We start from the raw sequence: 19998 nt of genomic DNA, 5'->3' as shown, positions 1-19998 counted from the left end.
TTCGTATATTTGCGGTCCGAAAAACAAAGGTGATGCAAAGAAACTTTAAATTATTACTCCATCTTCTCTTTTTACAGTGTACACTTTTTACGTATGCTCAGGTTGGGATTGGATTGTCTAGTCCTGATCGTTCATCAATGCTTCAAATAAGCTCAAAAGATAAGGGGGTACTTCTTCCAAGCATTGCCTTAAATTCAATTACAGATAACGTTACAGTACCATCTCCTGCAGATGGGCTTATAGTTTGGAATAATGGGAGCGGAAGTTTACAGGATGCCGGTTTTTACTATTGGTTTGAAGCTAAATGGAATAAACTATCTAACAATACTGGTAAAAATATAAATACCAATGATAATGGAACAGGTTGGAATACAATGGGAACCAACAGTGGGAATTATAGTGGGACAAATACAACCCTTTCCCTAGGTACAAATACGATGGATGATCTTATTTTTAAGGTCAATTCATCTACTGCAGGAAGATTGGGGGTTGATAATTCGGTAAGTCTTGGATTAGGCGCTAATGCTGGTCAGAATGGAATTGCCATTGGAAGTTCAAGCTCTGCATTTCAGGGGATATCCATCGGAAGTGCTGCTGCAGTTTCTACCAATGATGCTCTTGCCATAGGAAATAAATCAACGGCAGGCGCTTTTAAGTCCACAGCAATTGGTTACAATGCCCAAACCAGTAAAAATGAATCTACCGCAATTGGAAATAATGCTTCAGCAGGAGGATTTCAATCCATTGCAGTGGGATATAATGCAAAGACAAATACAAACAGTGAAACGGCTTTAGGATATAATGCTGTTACGAATAAAGAAAATTCTACTGCAATAGGTTCGGGTGCTAATGCCTTGGGACAATTTTCAACAGCAGTAGGATATGGAGCAACTACTACACAGGCAAACGCGATTGTTTTGGGGAATAGTATTGCTAATGTAGGGATTGGAACTGAAACTCCCAATACTTCTGCAAAGTTGGATGTAAACGGTCAGTATAAACTTGGAGAGAAAGGAAGTCTACAGAAAAATCAGATAACTTTTGAGGTATGGCCAGGCGTATCGATCAATAATTTGCCTCCCGGAAAATCTACAACATTGGAGATTGCTATTCCTGCAGGATTTCAACCGGGTTCTACAAGGGCTGTTGTTGTTGTTTCTCCGGCCGGAGATTTTGTTGGCAACTCAACATTTTCAATATCTAATCCAAGGATGACTTCAACTTCCGGTATTACAGTGAATCTTACCAATATTTCAGGAAGTGCAAACAGCTTATACTCTGGTCATTTTTATGTAATGATTAATGAATTTTAATGGATAATAATAAGTTTTATTATAGTTGATATGGTGTTAAGGCTTCCGTTTTGGAAGCCTTTTTTATATGAAATTCAGAAGAACAAATTAAAAGAATTGTCTTTTTAAATGCAGTATTATTTTAGCATTAATGCGAGAAAGCCCCAAACAAGCCCCACTACACACTGAAAGAGCATAAATGATACAGGGATCATAATGCTTCTGAAAATTAAAGATGCTTTGGAATATCCAGATTGAGAGAAAAACTGAGAATAAAACCATATTCCATATCCTAGACTAAATATGCAGAATGCTGTAAAATAAATACTTACAAAAGTAGGGGTGCTTTTGAAAAATAATGCAATGGCAGTAAGTACTATTGATGCAATCATTTCAGCTGCTGTTTTATAAGAATTGAGCACAAGGTGTTCGGAATAGTTAAATTCGGCCTTTCTAAACCATATATAACTGAAAAAAGAATTAAAGGGGATGGAAAGTAAAAGAAAGAATTTGAGATAGGATGTTACCAGATTTTCAAAAGAATCCACAGAGGCTTTTCCCTCTTCAGAAACCAAGGAACTGTACTCTATGGTGGAATAATGTGAAAGGACCGCAGATATTGTAGCTGTTAAAAGTAGTAAGGTGATGAAATTAAAATAACTGACCCTTTTTCCCAGAATATATTCCCGTACACTGTTTCCGGGTCTTGTGAATAATTCTTTTACAGTAAACAAGATACCTTTATCTACATGCCACACCCCATGGATAAGATCATGCTCTATAAAGTGCCTTAAGGAATACCTGTGAGTGCTTGATTTTTGGCCGCAACTGCTACAAAATTTTGTAGAGACAGGCTGGCTACAGTTTAAACATTTATCGTACATGTTATAAGAGCTTTTTAGTTAGCCTTTCTCGACAGTATTTCTTTACGTACACTTTGCAAGCTATTCCTTATGGTTAGATATAGCGGAAGAAAGGCTAATGGAAGAGGACTTATAGCACTGAAACCTTTCCTTATGGTTGTGTAGATGGCTGCACCCACCATTATTCCTATAAGAATAGAAAAGAAAATATGGATGGCAGAACGTTTTTTTTCTTCTTGGGTTAACTCATCAAGGGATAAGTCAGATAGCTTTGTGCTTTTCATGTTTAATAGTTAGTTTTTTGCTAAATTAATAAAAAAGGTAAACCATAAAACTGACTCGCGTAAAAAAATGCAATAATGCCATTAAATATACCCTAAAGTGTAGTGATGTTTTTTATAATATAATTCCCAACCTAATCAGTATTTCAAGGGTAATATAATATTTTAAACAAAAATATTGTGCACAAAATAAATTGAGTATTTTTGCTGCATCAAAAAAGAACTTATGATTGCGTTTTCGGAGCATTTATGTTTTAAAACTTATGCCGTTTCAAGGTATATAACGGGCTTATATAAGCCTTATCTGGATGAAATTTCATTAACGTATCCTCAATATCTGGTCATGCTGATCCTATGGGAAAAAGGAGGGATGAATATAGGGAAGATTGGTGATCATCTTCATCTGGATAACGGAACGCTTACTCCTTTACTGAAGCGTATGGAGAAAAACGGTCTTCTAAGCAGAACACGAAGCATAGAGGATGAAAGGGTAGTGCTCATTGACCTTACAGATACCGGAAGACTTCTTAAAGATAAAGCCCAGCATATTCCCGAAGCTGTTCAAAGGTGTTTTCATCTTGATGAAGAAAAGAAGAAACAATTAAAGTCTACTCTGGACGAAATATTATCAACACAATCTACCTCTGCAATATGAAGAAAATAGGAATTATAGGATACGGATGGCTGGGAGCCAGAATTGCTGCTTCCATGTCTGATAAGCATACAATTTACTCAACTGTAACCACACAGGATAAGGCTGATGAGCTGAATGCCCAGGGATTTAATGCAATAGTAGCAAGTTTTGCAGATTATCAATTGAAAGATCCAATCCCACAATGGGATGAGATAACACAGATGGATGCCTTAATCATTACAATTCCTATTTCTGAAAAAAGCTGCTGTGTAAGTTCTTTATATAACAGAATCCAGAATTTATCTTCCTTTATCGGAGACTATAAAGGTCAAATGTTTTTAATGAGTTCCACAGGTGTTTATCCAGACCTGTCACAAGAGTTTAGAGAAGAAGATCTGCCTTGGGAAAAGGTTTCGGGAGAGCGAATGGTAAGAAATAAATATCCACAGACTAATATTTTAAGATTGAGTGGATTAATGGGAGACAACAGGCTTTTAAAAAATTATAACGTGAGCAATCCTGATTTTGCCGTGAACCATATCCATTATGCTGATATCTGCAGGATTCTCTTAAAGATGATTGAAACAAGTGCAGAAGCCAAGTTATATAACGTATCAGCTCCTATTCACCCTACAAAATCAGAAGTGATAAATGCACAAAAAAATATTCAGGATACAGCAGAGAAAACTCCAGAATTGAAAGGAAAAATAATCCTGTCTTCTCAATTAGTTTCAGAACTGGATTATGTTTTTCAATTTCCTGATCCTCGTGAATTTCATAAATAAAAACCTGAATAATCCACGAGAGAAAAATATTCAATAGAAATGGGCTTTAGCCCGTTCATTTAATAAAATCAAAAATCCATTGGCTTTAGCCCAAACCTACAAAAAAAGCCTTCGAATTAATTTTCGAAGGCTTGTATTTTAATAGGGAAATTAATCCAATATCTATTTAATAATTCTGTCAAGTACCCAAGTGATCAGGTTCTTTTCAGATGCGTGGTGATCTGCAGAGAATTCTCCACGTCTTCTGTTAGCGATTACGTTGTTTACGGTAATAGCTTTGTGACCTAATAATTTTGAAAGAGCATAGATAGCAGAAGTTTCCATTTCAAAATTGGTGATTCCAAGATCATTTAATGTTTCAAGGAATTTATCATCCACAGCCTTTAGACGAAGCTGTCTTCCCTGTGGAGCATAGAACCCCGGGAAAGTAGCTGTATTTCCGTGGTATTTGGCATCCTTGTAGTATTCACCCATTTCTTCTGCCCAATCTGAGAAATAAAGCATTGGCTTGATTTTTTCGTAAGGAAACTTCTCCAAAAAGTTTTTAGAAAACTCATTTTCAAAGTTATAGTCCTGATAGAAATGCATTAATCCGTCTAGTCCTACTACATTTTGGGTAACAAGCATATTGTCCACCTGTACATCAGGATTCACACTGCCACATGTTCCCATACGGAATAATTCAAGGGCTTTGTGTTCAGTTTTAAACTCCTTGTTTTGAAGATCGATGTTTACCAGAGCATCAAGTTCGTTCATTACGATATCGATGTTTTCAGTTCCGATACCTGTAGACATTACCGTAATTCTTTCACCACGAAGTGTTCCTGTGTGCGTATAGAATTCTCTTTTATTTTTTTTGATTTCTACAGTATCAAAATATTTTGAAACCTTTGCCACTCTGTCCGGATCACCTACAAGGATGATTTTATCCGCAATATCTTCAGGTAAAAGATTCAAGTGGTATACACTACCGTCTTCATTCAGAACAAGTTCTGAAGCAGCAAGTTTGTTTAGCATAATTTATATTTTTTTGTTTTTAATTAATGAATATTGCCTTTTTATAAGGAGCTGCTACATGTAATAGCCAACAATGATTTTGCTTTCATACTCCTATATTTGTTTTGATGTGTTGAATTTAATTAAAATATCCTCTCCCAATAACCTCTTCCCATTATTTTGACAGTATTTAAGAATAAACCATCTTAATTAAGAATAATGAATTTGATTTCGGGGTTTAAAATTAGTAAAAAATATTGTATCAGAAATATAAACATTATTTAATCTGCCATTAAAACTGAGATAACATGCAATTAATAGCTTTGCCACTAAAAATTAATGAGATCTTATCCACTGCTTGTAGTTATCCTTTTCATAGGGTTTGCAGTAATGTCCTTTAATCCTGTTTATAAAGGAGAAAAAAGTGAGAATACATTTGTCAATAAAGGATTATCCGATTTTAAGGGTAAACTTGAACAATTGAAATCCGATGTCCATCAATTCTCAGAAGACCGTATTTCTCTTGGAGAATTACAAAAATCGCTAAGCAGTACAAGAAACTCATTTAAGGAAATAGAATTCTATATTGCCTACCATTATCCTGAGTTTACAAAGACACACGTGAATGCTGCCCCTTTGTTCCATATTGAAGCTGCGGGTACATCGGCTTATACACTTCCTCCTGAAGGATTACAGGTTTTGGATGAGTTGATATTTTCGGAGGAAGCCGGAGAGGAAAAGGAAAAAATAAAAACAATCACAGACTTTTTGTACAACAGCTATTCTAGTTTTTATCTGAGTACCATAAAAAATGGATTGAGCAAAGGGAATAATAAAACATTGCCGTTGCGTATAGAGCTTATCAGAATTTATAGTCTAGGCGTAACAGGTTTTGATACACCGGGTTCCCTGAATATTTCGGAAGAAGCCAGCCATGCGCTTTTGGGAATTCAAAAATATATCAGTGATGACCCTTATTTTAAAAATTATAATACTGAAAAGGCTAACCAGACACTAACGGAAGCTATGGGCTATCTTTCAAAAAACAAGGATTTTGAAACCTTTGACAGAATTGAATTTTATAAAAAATATATTCAGCCCCTGTATGAAGAATTAGGAAAATGGGATGGAAGACCTGATGACTTAAAGGAATTTTCCGGCTGGAATGTCAATAATAAAAACCTCTTCAGTAGTGATTTCTTAGATCCTTATTTTTATACCTTATTGAAATCATCAGAAGATAATCCGGATCTTCGTAACCTGGGGAAATCAATTTTCTATGACGGAAATCTAAGTGGTAACGGAAAAATGAGCTGTGCCACCTGTCATCTTCCGGAAAACGCCTTTACAGATCTTAAAGGCAAGTCGCCAAGCAATGTAGAGGGAAAAACAGTGCTGAGAAATTCACCATCGTTATACAATGCTGTTTTTGCCAAGAGATTCTTCTATGATCTTCGTGCTTTTTATCTTGAACAGCAGGCAGAACATGTGATTTACAATGAAGAAGAATTTAATACCAGTTACGAAAGCATCATTCAGAAGCTAAAAACCAAACCTGAATATAAGAAAGCTTTTCGTACTGCCTTTAAGGATGGAAAGATCAATAAAGAGAATTTTTCAAAGGCTCTAAGTTCCTATGTGGCATCTTTATACTCTTTTGATAGTGATTTTGATCGTTTTATGAGGAATGAAAAGAATGTTTCTGATGAGGTGAAAAAAGGATTCAATTTGTTTATGGGAAAAGCAAGTTGTGCGACCTGTCATTTTGCTCCTCATTTTTCAGGATTGGTTCCTCCTTTCTTTAATGAAAATGAATCTGAGGTTCTGGGGGTAACTACAAAACCAATCAAGCAGCTTCCTATTGAGCTTGATCATGATCTTGGAAGAGGAAACAGCCCTGTGAAAAAGGAAAAATCCTGGATCTACGATTATTCATTCAAAACTGTTACCGTTAGAAATATTGCACTTACAAAACCATACTTTCATAACGGAGCCTTCAATACTCTGGAGGAAGTTCTTGATTTCTATAATGAAGGAGGAGGCGAAGGATTGGGATTAAAGATGAAAAACCAGACACTTGCCCCGGATAAATTGAATCTTACCCAAACAGAAATCAATCAGATTATTGCCTTTTTGAATGCCCTTACAGATGTGAATAAAGCGAAGTAAGGAATGCTTTGGGGATAATGTTTACATTTCAAAGGCTTAAATAGAATTTGTAGATTTTATACATCTTCTACATAAACAGGGGCTTGAGGTTTTATGGTATTAAAAGAAAATATTCTTGCTATCCATAAATATTCAAGCCTCTTTTTCATTTGCATAAATCTGCCCAACTCCGAATTAACAAAAAATTAATCCCCTTAACATTAGGTTTCAAATTAATTAATATTCTCCCAATTATATTTAAAGTCCTATTAACAGATAGAAAGCCTTTTAAAAATAGTTTTGCAACGTCTAATAAATCAAAATTAAAATGAAGAAAAAACTACTAACAATTGGAATGTTGGCTTTACTGGCTGGAACTACCATTCAGGCGCAGACTTTTATCTTTAATAAGAATGCATCTTGGAGCTATAAAGACAACAACCAGGCACAACCCAACGACTGGAAGTCTAAAACGTATGATATTTCAACCTGGGCGGTTGGAAACGGACCTTTGGGATATGGAGATCCTGTTACCACTACCATTGCTTCAAGCCTTACTACCGCTTATTTTGCTAAGGATATTACGGTAGATCTGGCAACGCTTTCAGACAATGTAGAGCTTGGTGTAATGAGAGATGATGGGATTGTGGTTTACCTTAATGGAGAAGAAGTGGTAAGGGATAATATGCCTGCCGGAACTATTACATTCAATACTTTCTCCAGTACAATCATTGATGGTGCTGCAGAGAATGTTTACAATATCTTCTCTATTCCAAAATCAAAATTTGTAAACGGAGTCAACAGAATCTCTATTGAATTGCATAACAGAAGTGTTACAAGTTCTGACCTTAGAATTGATGCCTATCTGAAAACTACAACCAATACAACAACACCTGTTGTATGCAATGGTTCTCATATTAGCTGTTTTACATCTATTGTTCCTACAGCACAAACCAATAAGCTTATCATTCCTACAGGACACAAGTATCAGCTTATTTTAAAAGAAGGAGACAGCTATACCGAAGGGGGCGGATTAGTAGGAGGGCAAAATGACTTTACAGCTTATGTTGCCAAGGCAGGAAGCAGTTCAAACGGATTCCTTTCTGTAAACCACGAAACAAATCCGGGTGGTGTAACTATGGCGGAACTTAATTATAATGCAACTACAAAACTTTGGCAACTGACAAGATCAAGAGCGGTAAGTTTTTCAGACCCTAGTTTGGTGCAGACTATCAGAAACTGTTCAGGAGGAGTTACTCCTTGGGGAACTGTAGTTACAGCAGAAGAATCGGTTACATCCAATGACATCAACGGAGATGGTTATAAGGATTATGGATGGTTAGTAGAAATTGATCCTGCAACAGCACAGGTTGTTTCTAAAAATGCGAACGGTTCCAAAGGGAAGCTTTGGCAGATGGGAATCATGAACCATGAAAACGTAGTTATCAATAATGCAGGAACTACAGCATACTACGGTGAAGATGGGGGAACTCACATGGTGTACAAGTATGTAATGGATACCCCTAACAACCTTTCTTCAGGAAACCTTTATGTCTTGAAATTAGATCAGGGGTTGACTGCTGCAGGTGATCCGATAGGTACCACAGCAACATGGGTTCAGGTTCCTAATAAAGAGCAGGCAGACCAAAACAATACAGCAAACCTTGCCTTTTCTGTTGGAGGAACGAAGTTTAATGGAGTAGAAGACGTAGATATCAGTCCGTTGGATGGCAAAATCTACTTTACAGCAAAAGGATTAGACAGAGTATATCGTTTACAGGATAACGGAACTACAGCTTCACAAGTAGAAACTTTTGTAGGTGGTGGATCTACAGTATATTCATTCGATACCCCTCAGGGAACAAAGTCTGAAGCTTGGGGAGACGGAAATGATAATCTTACTTTTGATGAACTAGGAAATCTTTGGGTACTTCAGGATGGTGGTAAAAACTACATCTGGGTAATTGCTCCGGACCATACACAGGCTAATCCAAAAGTAAGATTATTTGCTTCTATGCCGGCAGGATCTGAGCCTACAGGATTAACATTTACGCCAGATCATAAATTCGGATTCTTCTCAATCCAGCATCCGGATTCTACCATCTCTACAGACGTTGATGCAACAGGAAATGTAATTGATTATAGAGGAAAGTCTGCAACCATTGTTATTGCACTTAAAGAAAACTTAGGAATCGAGGGTGGCTTAGGTACTATCGAAACCAAAAACACTGAAAATACAGTAACCGTAGCACCAAACCCAACTTCGGGGATTGTAAAAATCAACTCACCGAAAGGGCTGAAAGATATCTCAGTAACCGCTTACAGTATGGATGGTAAAATTGTTTATACGAAGAAGTTTAATGGTACAAACAAGGCATTAGACCTTGATTTTACACAGCAGTTGGAAGGATCTCGTGTTTTAATCTTAAATATTGAAGCAGAAGGAGGTTTCCAAAAAACGGTAAAACTTTTAAAGAAGTAAATTATTAATAATCCCTGTCTGCCGCTAACTTTTGTTGCCGGCAGACATTTTCTGTTTATGAAAAAACTATTCCTACTTATTTCCATCTTGTCACTTTCTCAGGTTCATGCTCAGATTGATCCTGTTAAATATCCTACATTTACCAATATTGATGATGCCCTGAAAAGTAAAAAAACAGTTTACAGTATGAGCTTTAGAGAAAAAGGGTTGTTCAACCTTCCGCCTCAGCTTGTAAAACTGGATTCTATTTTCTTTTTAAATATCATGGCCAATAAATTGGAGAAAATGGATCAGGAACTATTTGCATTAAAAGAACTTGAGATTTTAAATGTGAATGAAAACAGCATTAAGTATATCCCCGATGAAATAAGTAAACTTGAAAAGCTAACCACTTTCTCAATGAATCTGAACAGCCTGACAAGCATTAATCCTAATCTTGCAAAACTTCAGAAGCTAAAAGTTGTTCATTTCGATGCCAATAACCTGAACGTTTTCCCCGAAGCTCTTATGGAAATTCCAGCCTTGGAAGAGATCAATCTTCAGGGAAACCAAATCAGTTTCATTGCCAACAGACTTGATCAGATCAAAAACCTGAAATTCCTTAATCTTGCTGATAATCAGATTAATGATATGGGGAATCTTTCTTTTCCTAAAAATCTAAAATATCTTGAACTTCAGCAAAATGCAATAGTTAAACTTCCCGAAAACCTTTTTAAGGCTCAGGAACTTGAATTTTTGAATGTAAGTGGTAATAATATCACAGAAATTTCATCCCGAATAAAAGGGCTGAAGAAGATTGTAAGCATGAATTTAGCCAACAATAACCTAAAAGAAATTCCTGTAGAAATCAATCAGCTTAAAAAACTAAAAACCTTGATTCTTACAGGAAATCCTATGGAAAAATCTAAAATTGAAAAACTTAAAGCCTTACTGCCGGAAACCCAGGTTTATTTCTAAACCTATCCGCCAACACGTTTGGTTTTATAGCCCATATCTTTAAGGATAGTCATTATTTTATCACGGTTGTCCCCTTGAATGATAATCGTTCCATCCTTCTCAGAACCGCCTATTCCTAAGGTGGTTTTTATTTTTTTAGAGATCTTTTTAAGTTCATCTTCACTGCCTTCCCATCCTTCAATAATAGTTACAGGCTTTCCATTTCTTCCCTTTTTCTCAAACTTGCATACCAAGGCATCCTTTTGCTTGAATTCTTCTTCAGGCATTTCAAAATCCTGCTCTTCATGTGCAGGAAAAAGATTCTTCAGTTGATCACGTAAATCCATAAAGCAAAATTAAAAAGATTTTACGAATTTATAGAGGGAAATCTGTGCGAAATTTATAGGTTTTTTCAATGATGAGGTTTGTAAGCACTTTTTAGGAAAAGATGTTGAAGTTTTTTATATTTTTAGACCTAATTATAACCTTAAAAACTAACATGAAAATCAATCATGCTCTTGCTGTTTTGCTGCTTACTTTTGGGATAGCAAATGCCCAAACCGGCTTTTCCGAGGATCCTCTAAATGCGGTCTTTGAAACAAAAGATACCGATAATTTCTGGAAAGCATTCGATAAAATGGAAACCTCAAAGCAAAATCCTTTTGTAGATTATATGCAAAATGGTTCTGCCGGAGTAAAAGGCTTTACGGAAAACAGAATTATCAATGCCGATTCGTTATACACAATGGTAAAAAAGAAAAAGGAAGACTATCTTAAAAGTCGTAGTGTTCTGGCTGGCATTAATCAAAAGGAAAAAAGAGTCAGAGCTATTTATACAGCATTGAAATATTGGCATCCTGAAGCGAAATTTCCACCAGTCTATTTTGTATATGGAAGATTCAATTCGGGTGGAACTATTTCTAAAGACGGAATTATAATCGGAACCGAAAAATTAAATAATCTGGATGGCATTGTATCCCTTATTGCCCATGAATTGATCCATTATCAGCAAGATAATAAAGGAAAGGATCTCTTAATAAAATATACTATAAAGGAAGGTAGTGCAGATTTTATCAGTGAATTAATCTCCGGAGAGACGATTAATACAAGTACCCCTTATTATCAATATGGCGAAGCTCATTCCGATAAATTATACAGAGAATTTGTGACTGCACTAAAAACGGCTAATTCTACAGACTGGTTGTATGGAACAAGTAAGAAAGATGACCGCCCCAATGACCTTGGATACTGGATGGGATATAAGATTACAGAAGCCTATTTCAATAAACAAACCGATAAGCATAAAGCAATTCATGATATTCTAAATATTACCGATCCTTTGATTTTCTTAAAGGAAAGCGGTTTTTTAGATCAATATATCAAAGAGTATACAAAGAAGAATAATATGAAATTTGATGACTTTTTTAAAGAACAGTTATAAATGATTATATAAGATCTGCTCAATCAGCTTCATCAGCGAGAAAATCAATTAAAGTCTCTCGCAGATTGTGCAGATGCCGCAGATTTTTTTTGTCATATCAGGCTGAATAGCAAAACTGAATAAAGCATAAATGATAAAGTTATTTTATTAATTCTATCATTGAGATCTGGTCAATCAGCGTAATCAGTGAGAAAATCAATTAAAGTCTCTCGCAGATTGTGCAGATGTTGCAGATTTTTTTGTCATATCAGGCTGAATAGCAAAACTGAATAAAGAATAAATGATAAAGTTATTTTATTAATTCTATCATGAGATCTGCTCAATCAGCTTAATCAGCGAGAAAATAAATTAAAATTATTCTATATATCATCATCAGAGCCCCTCAAAATACAAGATCATACAATCAAGTATTATATAGAATAGTATTTTATAAAAGTCTATAATGTTGATTATGAGGCGTAGATGAAATTAAAGACTCCAAATTCTTCTATTCATCGGAAATTAGGTAAATTTGTATACTAAAGTTTTACAAAATGTCAAAAAAAGCAATATTAGCAATTCTTGACGGATGGGGATTGGGAACAAACCCGGACGTTTCTGCCATAGAAAAAGCAAATACACCATTCATAGACAGCTGTTATAAAAAATTTCCACACACCACACTTGAAGCAAGTGGCCTGGCGGTTGGTCTTCCTGCTGGACAAATGGGAAATTCTGAAGTAGGGCACATGAATCTTGGTGCCGGAAGAGTAGTTTATCAAAATCTGGTAAAACTGAATATGGCTGTTGAAAACGGAACCCTTGGTCAGGAGAAAGTCATTCAGGATGCTTTTGAATACGCTAAAAAAGAAAATAAAAAAGTACATTTCATAGGATTGGTATCCAATGGAGGAGTACACTCACATATCAATCACCTTAAAGGATTATTAACTGCTGCAAAGGAGTTCGGTTTAAATGACAATGTCTTTGTACACGCATTTACAGATGGAAGAGACTGTGATCCACATTCAGGATTAGGGTTTATTGAAGAGCTTCAAAACCATATGGAAGCAACAACCGGAAAGCTGGCAACTGTTGTAGGAAGATACTTCGCAATGGACAGAGATAAAAGATGGGAGCGTGTAAAATTAGCTTACGATGCCCTTGTAGAGGGAGTAGGGTTTGAAACAACGGATGCGTTGGCTGCCATTAAGGATTCATATGAAAATAAAGTAACAGACGAGTTCCTTAAACCTATCATCCTGGTTAACACGACTGAAACCGGAAATATTGTTCCTGTAGCAAAAATCATAGATAATGATGTAGTAATCAGCTTCAATTTCCGTACAGACAGAGGTAGAGAGATTACAGAAGTTCTTTCTCAAAAGGATTTTCCTGAATATTCTATGAAGAAGTTAAACCTTTATTATATTACGTTGACCAATTATGATAAAACATACCAGAATGTTCAGGTTGTTTTTGACGAAAATGTTTTAGAGGAAACCATGGGTGAAGTTCTTGAAAAAAATAACAGAACTCAGATCAGAATTGCAGAAACAGAGAAATATCCCCACGTTACTTTCTTCTTTTCAGGAGGAAGAGAGGAAGAATTTAAAGGAGAAAAAAGACTACTATGTCCAAGCCCTAAAGATGTTCCTACCTACGATTTAAAACCGGAAATGTCAGCATATGATATCACAAATGCCATTGTACCGGAATTAGAGCAGGGAACCGCTGATTTCGTATGCCTGAATTTTGCCAATACAGATATGGTAGGGCACACAGGAGTTTTTGAAGCAGCCGTAAAAGCAGCAGAAACAGTAGATCAGTGCATAGAGAAAGTAGCAACAGCCGCCTATGAAAACGGATATGCTGTATTCATTCTGGCTGACCACGGAAACTCAGATGTAATGCTAAATCCGGATGGAACTCCTAATACACAGCACTCCACCAATCTGGTTCCTTTTATTGTAATGGATAAAGACAAAACATGGAGCTTAAAACCAGGAAAACTGGGCGATGTAGCACCTACAATCCTAAAGGTAATGGGGGTGGAAATACCAAATGCCATGACTGGAGATATTTTAGTTAGCTAAAATTCAATAATAATGTTAAAAAAATGCCGTTATAATCATATATCGGCATTTTTTTATGATTTATGTCAGATAAGGTATGAGTTGCATACTTTATTATGCGTTAAATAATAAATAAATCATATCTTTGTTAATTAAAAACTGAATAGTAAAATGTATCAAAAGCTTGTTAGGAAAGAAGTAATGGGAATATTGGAAAAGGAAGTAGGTTCTTTTCTTGATAAATTTTTAACGCCAATTGAAAAGATATGGCAGCCTTCTGATTACCTGCCAGATCCTTCAAGCGATGATTTTAAACATGATTTAGAAGAGATTCAGACTTTTGCACGCGAGATGCCGTATGATTTGTTTGTAACATTAATCGGCGACTGTATTACTGAAGAAGCCCTACCATCCTATGAATCTTGGTTGATGGGAGTTGACGGAGTAAATCAGGAAGAAAAAGTAGGCTGGGCAAACTGGGTGAGAGCCTGGACAGCTGAAGAAAACAGACATGGAGATTTATTAAACAAGTATCTATATCTGTGTGGAAGAGTAAACATGAGAGAAGTTGAGATCACTACTCAGTATCTGATCAATGACGGTTTTGATCTGGGTACAAGTATGGACCCATACAGAAACTTTATTTATACAAGTTTCCAGGAAACTGCAACCAATATCTCTCACAGAAGAGTAGGAACATTGGCAAAACAGTGCGGAAATGGAAAACTAGCAAAAATGTGCGGAGTAATTGCAGCAGATGAAGCAAGACACGCAAAAGCTTACAAACATTTCGTAGCTAAAATCCTTGAAATAGACCCATCAGAAATGATCCTTGCGTTTGAAGATATGATGCGTAAGAAGATCGTAATGCCAGCTCACCTGATGAGACAATCAGGACAAAAAGCCGGAGAACTTTGGGGGCATTTCTCAGATGCTGCACAGAGATGTATGGTATACACCGGTCAGGATTATATTAATATTATGAAAGATCTTCTTGATGAATGGAAGATTGAACACGTAAAAGGCCTTTCAGAAAAAGCAGAAAAAGCTCAGGAATACCTGATGAAACTTCCTGCAAGACTACAGAAGATCACAGACAGAGTTTCTACACCTGATCTTCAGTTCCAGTTTAACTGGGTAAAGAGCTAATAGAACCATATTATTATTTAAATTATAAAAGTATTGAGTGCCTTTCTTTTTGGCACTCTTTTTTATTTCTTATCTTTGCAAAGCTAAAAAAAGAACAAAATGTTAAATAATAAAAAGATTGCTGTTGACTTTGACGGAACTGTTGTGGATGATGCTTATCCGGCAATTGGTAAACCGAAAATTTTCGCTTTTGAAACATTAAAAAGACTTCAGGCAGAAGGTTTCAGACTTATTCTTTGGACATACAGACACGGAAAAACGTTAGATGAAGCAGTAGAATTCTGTAAAAAGAATGGAGTAGAATTTTATGCGGTAAACTCAAGTTTCGAAGGAGAAGTTTTTGATGCTGAAAATCAATCCAGAAAATTGGATGCAGACTGGTTCATTGATGACAGAAACATTGGTGGATTTCCAGGATGGGGTGAAATCTATAATATTATTCAGGAGAGAATAGAATTTCGTGTAGAAGGAAAAGAAGTTCTTGCTTATTCAAAGCTTAAAAAAGAAAAGAAAAAAGGACTTTTCTGGTAAGAAAAAAATATAACAATCTAACAGTGTACCTATTCATCAATCAATATGGCTACACTGATACATTAATACATTGGTAAATTAATACAATGATTCAATTAAAAACAATAGACGAACTGCGTCTGATGAAGGAGAGCGCCCGATTGGTTTCTAAAACATTGGGAATGTTAGCAAAGGAAATAAAACCGGGAATTACTACATTATATTTGGATAAATTAGCTCATGATTTTATCAAAGATCATGGTGCTGAACCAGCTTTCTTAGGATATGGAGGTTTTCCAAACTCTCTGTGTATTTCTCCCAATGAGCAGGTAGTTCATGGTTTTCCAAACAACGAGGTCGTAAAAGAAGGAGATGTTCTTTCTGTAGACTGTGGCGTTATTCTTAACGGGTTTGTAGGAGATCATGCTTACACTTTTGAGATTGGTGAAGTAAAACCGGAGGTGAAAAAACTATTAAAGGTGGCTAAAGAATCTCTTTACAAAGGGATTGAGCAATGTATCAGAGGAAAAAGGATAGGAGATATTTCCCATGCTATCCAGGCACATTGTGAAAAAGAAGGATACGGAGTAGTAAGAGAGCTTGTAGGACATGGTTTAGGAAGAAAAATGCATGAAGATCCACAAGTCCCTAATTATGGTAAACAAGGAAGCGGAAAAGTAATCAAGGACGGTTTGGCAATTGCAATTGAACCTATGATTAACCTTGGAACTGAAAAAGTGAAATTCCATAGTGATGGCTGGACAGTAACTACTCTGGATGACCTACCGTCTGCACACTTTGAGCATGATGTAGCAGTAATCAACGGTAAACCGGTATTGCTTTCAACATTTGATTATGTATACGAAGCCCTAGGGATTGTAAGTGACGAAGAAAAGCCTTTCCAACTGGATTTTTAATGAAGAAGATAACTAAGCTTTTACTGAATAAAATTCCACGTCCAATGCTTATTAAAATGAGCATCTGGGCACGACCGCTTATTTATCAGTTTTTTAAAGGAGATACATTCTATGATCCCATTGATGGAAGGTCATACAGAAAATTTCTGCCTTATGGATACGGAAAACAAAGAGAAAATGCCCTTTCTCCCGGAACCTTAAGTCTGGAAAGACACCGCCAGATGTGGCTGTATCTTCAAAATGAAACCGATTTCTTTATTAAAAGCTATAAAGTTCTGCATATTGCTCCCGAACAGGAATTTTTAAGGAAATTCAAGAGAATGAGCAATCTGAATTATATTTCTGCTGATCTTTATTCTCCGATTGTAGATGTGAAAGCCGATATTCTGGATCTTCCTTTCGAAAATGAAAGTTTTGATATTGTCTTCTGTAACCATGTTTTGGAACATATTGAAGATGATGCAAAGGCAATTAGTGAGCTCTACAGAGTGATGAAGCCCGGCGGATGGGGTATACTTCAGGTTCCAATGAGAAATTCATTGGAAAAGACCTACGAAGACTTTACCATACAAGATCCAAAGGAGCGTCAGAAACATTTCGGACAATACGATCATGTTCGTTGGTATGGGATGGATTATTTCGACCGTTTAAGAAAAGCCGGTTTTGAAGCAGAACCTAATTTTTATTCACAGAAATTTTCAGAAGAAGAAATAAAAAAATACGGGTTGAGAAGCAATGAGATTCTTCCTGTAGTTTTCAAGAAATAATAAAGAAAGTATGCTGAAAAAATAAAACCGTCTTCATAATGAAGGCGGTTTTATATTTAAACTAGATAGAAATTATTTTTAGAGTTTCTGTCTCTTAGTGAGAAGAAACCGCCTTTAATCCGATTACTGAACCAATTAAGGTGATGATAAAAAATACTCTCCAGAAGCTTACAGGATCCTTAAAGAAGAAAATTCCCATTAAGACAGTTCCTACCGCCCCAATTCCTGTCCATACAGCGTAAGCCGTACCAATAGGCAATGTATGAGTAGCTTTGATAAGCAAAAGCATGCTTATAGTCATCGTTATCAGGAAGCCGGTGTACCAAAGATACATCTCTGTTCCTGATGTTTCCTTTGCCTTTCCTAAACATGAAGCGAAGGCAACTTCAAATAATCCTGCGATAACTAATATGATCCAATTCATTTTGTAAATTTTTCTACTGCAAATTTCAGAATTTATGGGCAGAAAAAATTTTACAATTGTTAAAAAATACTACTTTATCTCCGCCCGAATTCTGCTTAAGCTCACCTGGGTAATCCCAAGGTAAGAAGCAATGTGACCAAGCTGAACTCTCTTTAACAGATCCGGCTGGTACAGGATAATATCCTTATACCGTTCCAATGATGTTTTGAACTGCCTTGAGATGATAAGCTCTTCGGACTTTATCATTTCAGCTTCTGCTAGTTTTCTTCCCCAGTTGGCAATATGAATGTCCTCATTAAACAATTTTCTGAGGTTCTCAGTTTCCAGTCTGTACAAATCACAATCCTCAAGCAGTTCAATGCTTTCATAACCGGGTTTGTCTTCCACATAGCTTTTCATAGAAAGTATACATTGGCCTTCACTTCCAAACCAGAATGTAATATCATTGTCAGATGTTGAAGAATAGGCGCGTGCAATTCCTTTACGGATAAAATAGAGGTGTGGTATTACCTTATCTGCCTCCATCAGGCAATATCCTTTTGGATGGGAAACTTCGGTAATACATTCTTTCAGGCTGTTTTTGGAAGCCTCAGGAAGGATATAAATTTGATCAAGAATCTGGTCTATATTCATAAATATGAATTCTAATATTCAAAAGTATCAGTTTTAAGTAATGTGATACAAAATAATCTGATATTTTTTATGGTTATATTAAGTAATGGGGTGGGGGATCTTGCCAAGTTTTCAATGGGCTTCCCCAAAGAAATAGGATTTAGGCTTTAACATTTCCCTTTACAGCCTGTCATAAGATTATATAACTCTCTTTTTTCTTTTAAATATTGAGATTAACCGCAAAGACCAATTTTGTTTTAGTAACTTTGCAGTTCGTAATATTATTTTTATGCACAAAGCTGGATTTGTAAATATAGTTGGAAAGCCGAATGCCGGAAAATCAACACTACTTAACCAATTGATGGGAGAGAAGTTGGCGATTGTAACGCAGAAAGCCCAGACAACCCGTCACAGAATTTTTGGTATTTATAATGAAGAGGATCTTCAAATCGTATTTTCTGATACTCCCGGAGTATTGGACCCTAAATACGGATTGCAGGAAAAAATGATGGATTTTGTAAAGGATTCCCTGCAGGATGCCGATGTATTCCTTTTTATTGTAGATGTAACTGATAAAGCTGAACCATCAGAGTTCTTGATTGATAAATTAAATAAGATTCCTGTTCCTGTACTTCTTTTACTAAACAAAGTAGACCAAACTGATCAGGCTGGCCTTGAAAAACTGGTAGAAGACTGGCACAACAGGATTCCTAAGGCTGAAATTCTTCCAATTTCTGCCCTAAATGCCTTTAATACAGAGATTATTTTACCTAAAATAAAATCTTTATTACCCGAAAACCCACCTTACTATGATAAGGATCAGTATACGGACAAACCGGAAAGGTTCTTCGTAAATGAGGCTATCCGTGAGAAAATTCTTTTAAATTATGACAAAGAAATTCCATATTCTGTAGAAGTAGTTACGGAGCAGTTTAAGGAAAAAGAAGGAATTATCTTTATAGATTCTATTATCTATGTAGAAAGAGATACGCAGAAAGGAATTATTATTGGTCACAAAGGAGAGGCTATCAAGAAAGTGGGAACCGATGCAAGGTTAGATCTTGAAAAATTCTTTTCCAAGAAAATTCACCTGAATTTATTCGTAAAGGTGAAAAAAGATTGGAGGAAGAATGATCGTGACTTGAAAAATTTCGGGTACAGATAGACTAAAAACACCGTAGATTCCGTTGTATTAAAAGATTTTTATTAACTTAGTCTAAATTTTTTAGTAAATGAACTATAATAATTCAAATTCAAGCTCAATACCTAAAGATATTATTTTATTAGCAGTGAGAGTGTTTGTAGGTTTTGCAATGCTTTCTCATGGATATCCAAAGCTCCAAATGCTGTTGGCAGGCGGTAAAATTGAATTTTTCGATTTTATGGGATTAGGTCCTCAGATTTCATTGATTCTTACAGTGGTTGCTGAATTTGTTTGTTCAATTTTACTGATATTAGGACTTTTTACAAGGATTTCCTTGGGTTTTCTTATCTTTACAATGGTTATTGCAGGATTTGTAGTTCATGGTGCAGACCCCTTTGAAAAAAGAGAGATGAGTCTTATTTATCTTTCTGTTTATCTTCTTCTGATGATTATCGGAGCCGGAAAGGTTTCTGTAGATCATATGATTGAAAGAAGAAAAAGGGCTTCAGACTGGTAATAAACTTACTGAATATAGTATAAAAGAGCATCAATTGATGCTCTTT

General features: G+C 35.9%; 20 protein-coding genes. 14 read left to right on the top strand and 6 right to left on the bottom strand.

Annotated elements, in window-relative coordinates; genetic code table 11:
- The first annotated feature begins 32 nt into the window (after nt 1–32).
- Nucleotides 33–1313 carry a hypothetical protein gene (locus C7D53_RS08485; RefSeq protein ID WP_106915949.1) on the top strand — a complete coding sequence of 427 codons (1281 nt, stop codon included), beginning with the start codon at nt 33–35 and terminating at the stop codon, nt 1311–1313.
- Nucleotides 1314–1429: 116 nt separating this feature from the next.
- Here the strand turns inward: C7D53_RS08485 and C7D53_RS08480 are convergent, their stop codons facing one another.
- Together C7D53_RS08480 and C7D53_RS08475 are read right to left on the bottom strand one after the other, a co-directional pair.
- A complete protein-coding gene (locus tag C7D53_RS08480; RefSeq protein ID WP_106915948.1) occupies nt 1430–2176 on the bottom strand; it encodes a DUF3667 domain-containing protein in 747 nt (248 codons plus the stop codon).
- A 14-nt stretch (nt 2177–2190) separates the two neighbouring features.
- Complete coding sequence (locus tag C7D53_RS08475) at nt 2191–2439, bottom strand: hypothetical protein (RefSeq protein WP_106915947.1); 249 nt, start codon at nt 2437–2439, stop codon at nt 2191–2193.
- A gap of 223 nt (nt 2440–2662) precedes the next feature.
- Here C7D53_RS08475 and C7D53_RS08470 point away from each other — a divergent pair, with 223 nt between their 5' ends.
- Entirely contained in the window at nt 2663–3091 is a 429-nt protein-coding gene (locus tag C7D53_RS08470; protein ID WP_106915946.1) for a MarR family winged helix-turn-helix transcriptional regulator, read from the top strand.
- Nucleotides 3088–3855, top strand: a complete 768-nt coding sequence (locus C7D53_RS08465; protein WP_106915945.1) for a Rossmann-fold NAD(P)-binding domain-containing protein — start codon at nt 3088–3090, stop codon at nt 3853–3855. The genes C7D53_RS08470 and C7D53_RS08465 overlap by 4 nt, the downstream gene beginning before the upstream one ends.
- A 162-nt stretch (nt 3856–4017) precedes the next feature.
- Here the strand turns inward: C7D53_RS08465 and C7D53_RS08460 are convergent, their stop codons facing one another.
- Entirely contained in the window at nt 4018–4872 is an 855-nt protein-coding gene (locus C7D53_RS08460) for a nucleoside phosphorylase (protein ID WP_047098389.1), read from the bottom strand.
- A gap of 318 nt (nt 4873–5190) precedes the next feature.
- Between C7D53_RS08460 and C7D53_RS08455 the strand changes: the two genes are divergently transcribed.
- The 3 genes from C7D53_RS08455 to C7D53_RS08445 all read left to right on the top strand — a co-directional run bounded on the left by C7D53_RS08455 (nt 5191) and on the right by C7D53_RS08445 (nt 10438).
- Nucleotides 5191–7020, top strand: coding sequence for a cytochrome-c peroxidase (locus C7D53_RS08455; RefSeq protein WP_106915944.1), 1830 nt, complete (start codon nt 5191–5193; stop codon nt 7018–7020).
- A 307-nt stretch (nt 7021–7327) separates the two neighbouring features.
- Nucleotides 7328–9481 (top strand): alkaline phosphatase PhoX, encoded by a 2154-nt coding sequence (locus tag C7D53_RS08450; RefSeq protein ID WP_106915943.1) that lies wholly within the window; start codon nt 7328–7330, stop codon nt 9479–9481.
- A 57-nt stretch (nt 9482–9538) separates the two neighbouring features.
- Nucleotides 9539–10438 carry a leucine-rich repeat domain-containing protein gene (locus C7D53_RS08445; RefSeq protein WP_106915942.1) on the top strand — a complete coding sequence of 300 codons (900 nt, stop codon included), beginning with the start codon at nt 9539–9541 and terminating at the stop codon, nt 10436–10438.
- A gap of 2 nt (nt 10439–10440) precedes the next feature.
- Here C7D53_RS08445 and C7D53_RS08440 read toward each other — a convergent pair whose 3' ends face one another.
- On the bottom strand, nt 10441–10764 hold the full coding sequence (locus C7D53_RS08440; RefSeq protein WP_076355679.1) for a translation initiation factor: 324 nt from the start codon (nt 10762–10764) through the stop codon (nt 10441–10443).
- 152 nt (nt 10765–10916) lie between these two features.
- Between C7D53_RS08440 and C7D53_RS08435 the strand changes: the two genes are divergently transcribed.
- The 6 genes from C7D53_RS08435 (at nt 10917) to C7D53_RS08410 (ending at nt 17255) form a co-directional block, all read left to right on the top strand.
- Nucleotides 10917–11858 (top strand): DUF2268 domain-containing putative Zn-dependent protease, encoded by a 942-nt coding sequence (locus tag C7D53_RS08435; protein WP_106916714.1) that lies wholly within the window; start codon nt 10917–10919, stop codon nt 11856–11858.
- A gap of 533 nt (nt 11859–12391) precedes the next feature.
- Nucleotides 12392–13933, top strand: coding sequence for a 2,3-bisphosphoglycerate-independent phosphoglycerate mutase (gpmI, locus tag C7D53_RS08430; protein WP_106915941.1), 1542 nt, complete (start codon nt 12392–12394; stop codon nt 13931–13933).
- A 150-nt stretch (nt 13934–14083) separates the two neighbouring features.
- Entirely contained in the window at nt 14084–15061 is a 978-nt protein-coding gene (locus tag C7D53_RS08425; RefSeq protein WP_106915940.1) for an acyl-ACP desaturase, read from the top strand.
- Between the two features lie 99 nt (nt 15062–15160).
- Entirely contained in the window at nt 15161–15592 is a 432-nt protein-coding gene (locus C7D53_RS08420; RefSeq protein WP_106915939.1) for a BT0820 family HAD-type phosphatase, read from the top strand.
- A gap of 86 nt (nt 15593–15678) precedes the next feature.
- Nucleotides 15679–16488 carry a type I methionyl aminopeptidase gene (gene map / locus C7D53_RS08415; protein ID WP_106915938.1) on the top strand — a complete coding sequence of 270 codons (810 nt, stop codon included), beginning with the start codon at nt 15679–15681 and terminating at the stop codon, nt 16486–16488.
- Nucleotides 16488–17255, top strand: coding sequence for a class I SAM-dependent methyltransferase (locus C7D53_RS08410; RefSeq protein WP_106915937.1), 768 nt, complete (start codon nt 16488–16490; stop codon nt 17253–17255). The genes map and C7D53_RS08410 overlap by 1 nt, the downstream gene beginning before the upstream one ends.
- Nucleotides 17256–17349: 94 nt before the next feature.
- On the opposite strand, the gene C7D53_RS08405 is transcribed toward C7D53_RS08410, so the two are convergent.
- Nucleotides 17350–17679, bottom strand: a complete 330-nt coding sequence (locus C7D53_RS08405; protein ID WP_106915936.1) for a DMT family transporter — start codon at nt 17677–17679, stop codon at nt 17350–17352.
- A 69-nt stretch (nt 17680–17748) separates the two neighbouring features.
- On the bottom strand, nt 17749–18312 hold the full coding sequence (locus C7D53_RS08400) for a Crp/Fnr family transcriptional regulator (protein WP_106915935.1): 564 nt from the start codon (nt 18310–18312) through the stop codon (nt 17749–17751).
- A 268-nt stretch (nt 18313–18580) separates the two neighbouring features.
- Here C7D53_RS08400 and era point away from each other — a divergent pair, with 268 nt between their 5' ends.
- Nucleotides 18581–19456: a GTPase Era gene (gene era / locus C7D53_RS08395; RefSeq protein ID WP_106915934.1), complete on the top strand. Its 876-nt coding sequence runs from the start codon at nt 18581–18583 to the stop codon at nt 19454–19456.
- Nucleotides 19457–19523: 67 nt separating this feature from the next.
- Nucleotides 19524–19952 (top strand): DoxX family protein, encoded by a 429-nt coding sequence (locus tag C7D53_RS08390; protein WP_106915933.1) that lies wholly within the window; start codon nt 19524–19526, stop codon nt 19950–19952.
- Nucleotides 19953–19998 lie beyond the last annotated feature (46 nt).

The organism is Chryseobacterium aurantiacum (genome assembly GCF_003020585.1).
Taxonomy (GTDB): Bacteria; Bacteroidota; Bacteroidia; order Flavobacteriales; family Weeksellaceae; genus Chryseobacterium; species Chryseobacterium aurantiacum.
This window is presented reverse-complemented; position numbering and strand designations above follow the sequence as displayed.

Coding starts and splice junctions, on each gene's coding strand:
- C7D53_RS08485 (WP_106915949.1), top strand. CDS start 33: ATGCAAAGAAACTTTAAATTATTACTCCATCTTCTCTTTTTACAGTGT.
- C7D53_RS08480 (WP_106915948.1), bottom strand. CDS start 2,176: ATGTACGATAAATGTTTAAACTGTAGCCAGCCTGTCTCTACAAAATTT.
- C7D53_RS08475 (WP_106915947.1), bottom strand. CDS start 2,439: ATGAAAAGCACAAAGCTATCTGACTTATCCCTTGATGAGTTAACCCAA.
- C7D53_RS08470 (WP_106915946.1), top strand. CDS start 2,663: ATGATTGCGTTTTCGGAGCATTTATGTTTTAAAACTTATGCCGTTTCA.
- C7D53_RS08465 (WP_106915945.1), top strand. CDS start 3,088: ATGAAGAAAATAGGAATTATAGGATACGGATGGCTGGGAGCCAGAATT.
- C7D53_RS08460 (WP_047098389.1), bottom strand. CDS start 4,872: ATGCTAAACAAACTTGCTGCTTCAGAACTTGTTCTGAATGAAGACGGT.
- C7D53_RS08455 (WP_106915944.1), top strand. CDS start 5,191: ATGAGATCTTATCCACTGCTTGTAGTTATCCTTTTCATAGGGTTTGCA.
- C7D53_RS08450 (WP_106915943.1), top strand. CDS start 7,328: ATGAAGAAAAAACTACTAACAATTGGAATGTTGGCTTTACTGGCTGGA.
- C7D53_RS08445 (WP_106915942.1), top strand. CDS start 9,539: ATGAAAAAACTATTCCTACTTATTTCCATCTTGTCACTTTCTCAGGTT.
- C7D53_RS08440 (WP_076355679.1), bottom strand. CDS start 10,764: ATGGATTTACGTGATCAACTGAAGAATCTTTTTCCTGCACATGAAGAG.
- C7D53_RS08435 (WP_106916714.1), top strand. CDS start 10,917: ATGAAAATCAATCATGCTCTTGCTGTTTTGCTGCTTACTTTTGGGATA.
- gpmI (WP_106915941.1), top strand. CDS start 12,392: ATGTCAAAAAAAGCAATATTAGCAATTCTTGACGGATGGGGATTGGGA.
- C7D53_RS08425 (WP_106915940.1), top strand. CDS start 14,084: ATGTATCAAAAGCTTGTTAGGAAAGAAGTAATGGGAATATTGGAAAAG.
- C7D53_RS08420 (WP_106915939.1), top strand. CDS start 15,161: ATGTTAAATAATAAAAAGATTGCTGTTGACTTTGACGGAACTGTTGTG.
- map (WP_106915938.1), top strand. CDS start 15,679: ATGATTCAATTAAAAACAATAGACGAACTGCGTCTGATGAAGGAGAGC.
- C7D53_RS08410 (WP_106915937.1), top strand. CDS start 16,488: ATGAAGAAGATAACTAAGCTTTTACTGAATAAAATTCCACGTCCAATG.
- C7D53_RS08405 (WP_106915936.1), bottom strand. CDS start 17,679: ATGAATTGGATCATATTAGTTATCGCAGGATTATTTGAAGTTGCCTTC.
- C7D53_RS08400 (WP_106915935.1), bottom strand. CDS start 18,312: ATGAATATAGACCAGATTCTTGATCAAATTTATATCCTTCCTGAGGCT.
- era (WP_106915934.1), top strand. CDS start 18,581: ATGCACAAAGCTGGATTTGTAAATATAGTTGGAAAGCCGAATGCCGGA.
- C7D53_RS08390 (WP_106915933.1), top strand. CDS start 19,524: ATGAACTATAATAATTCAAATTCAAGCTCAATACCTAAAGATATTATT.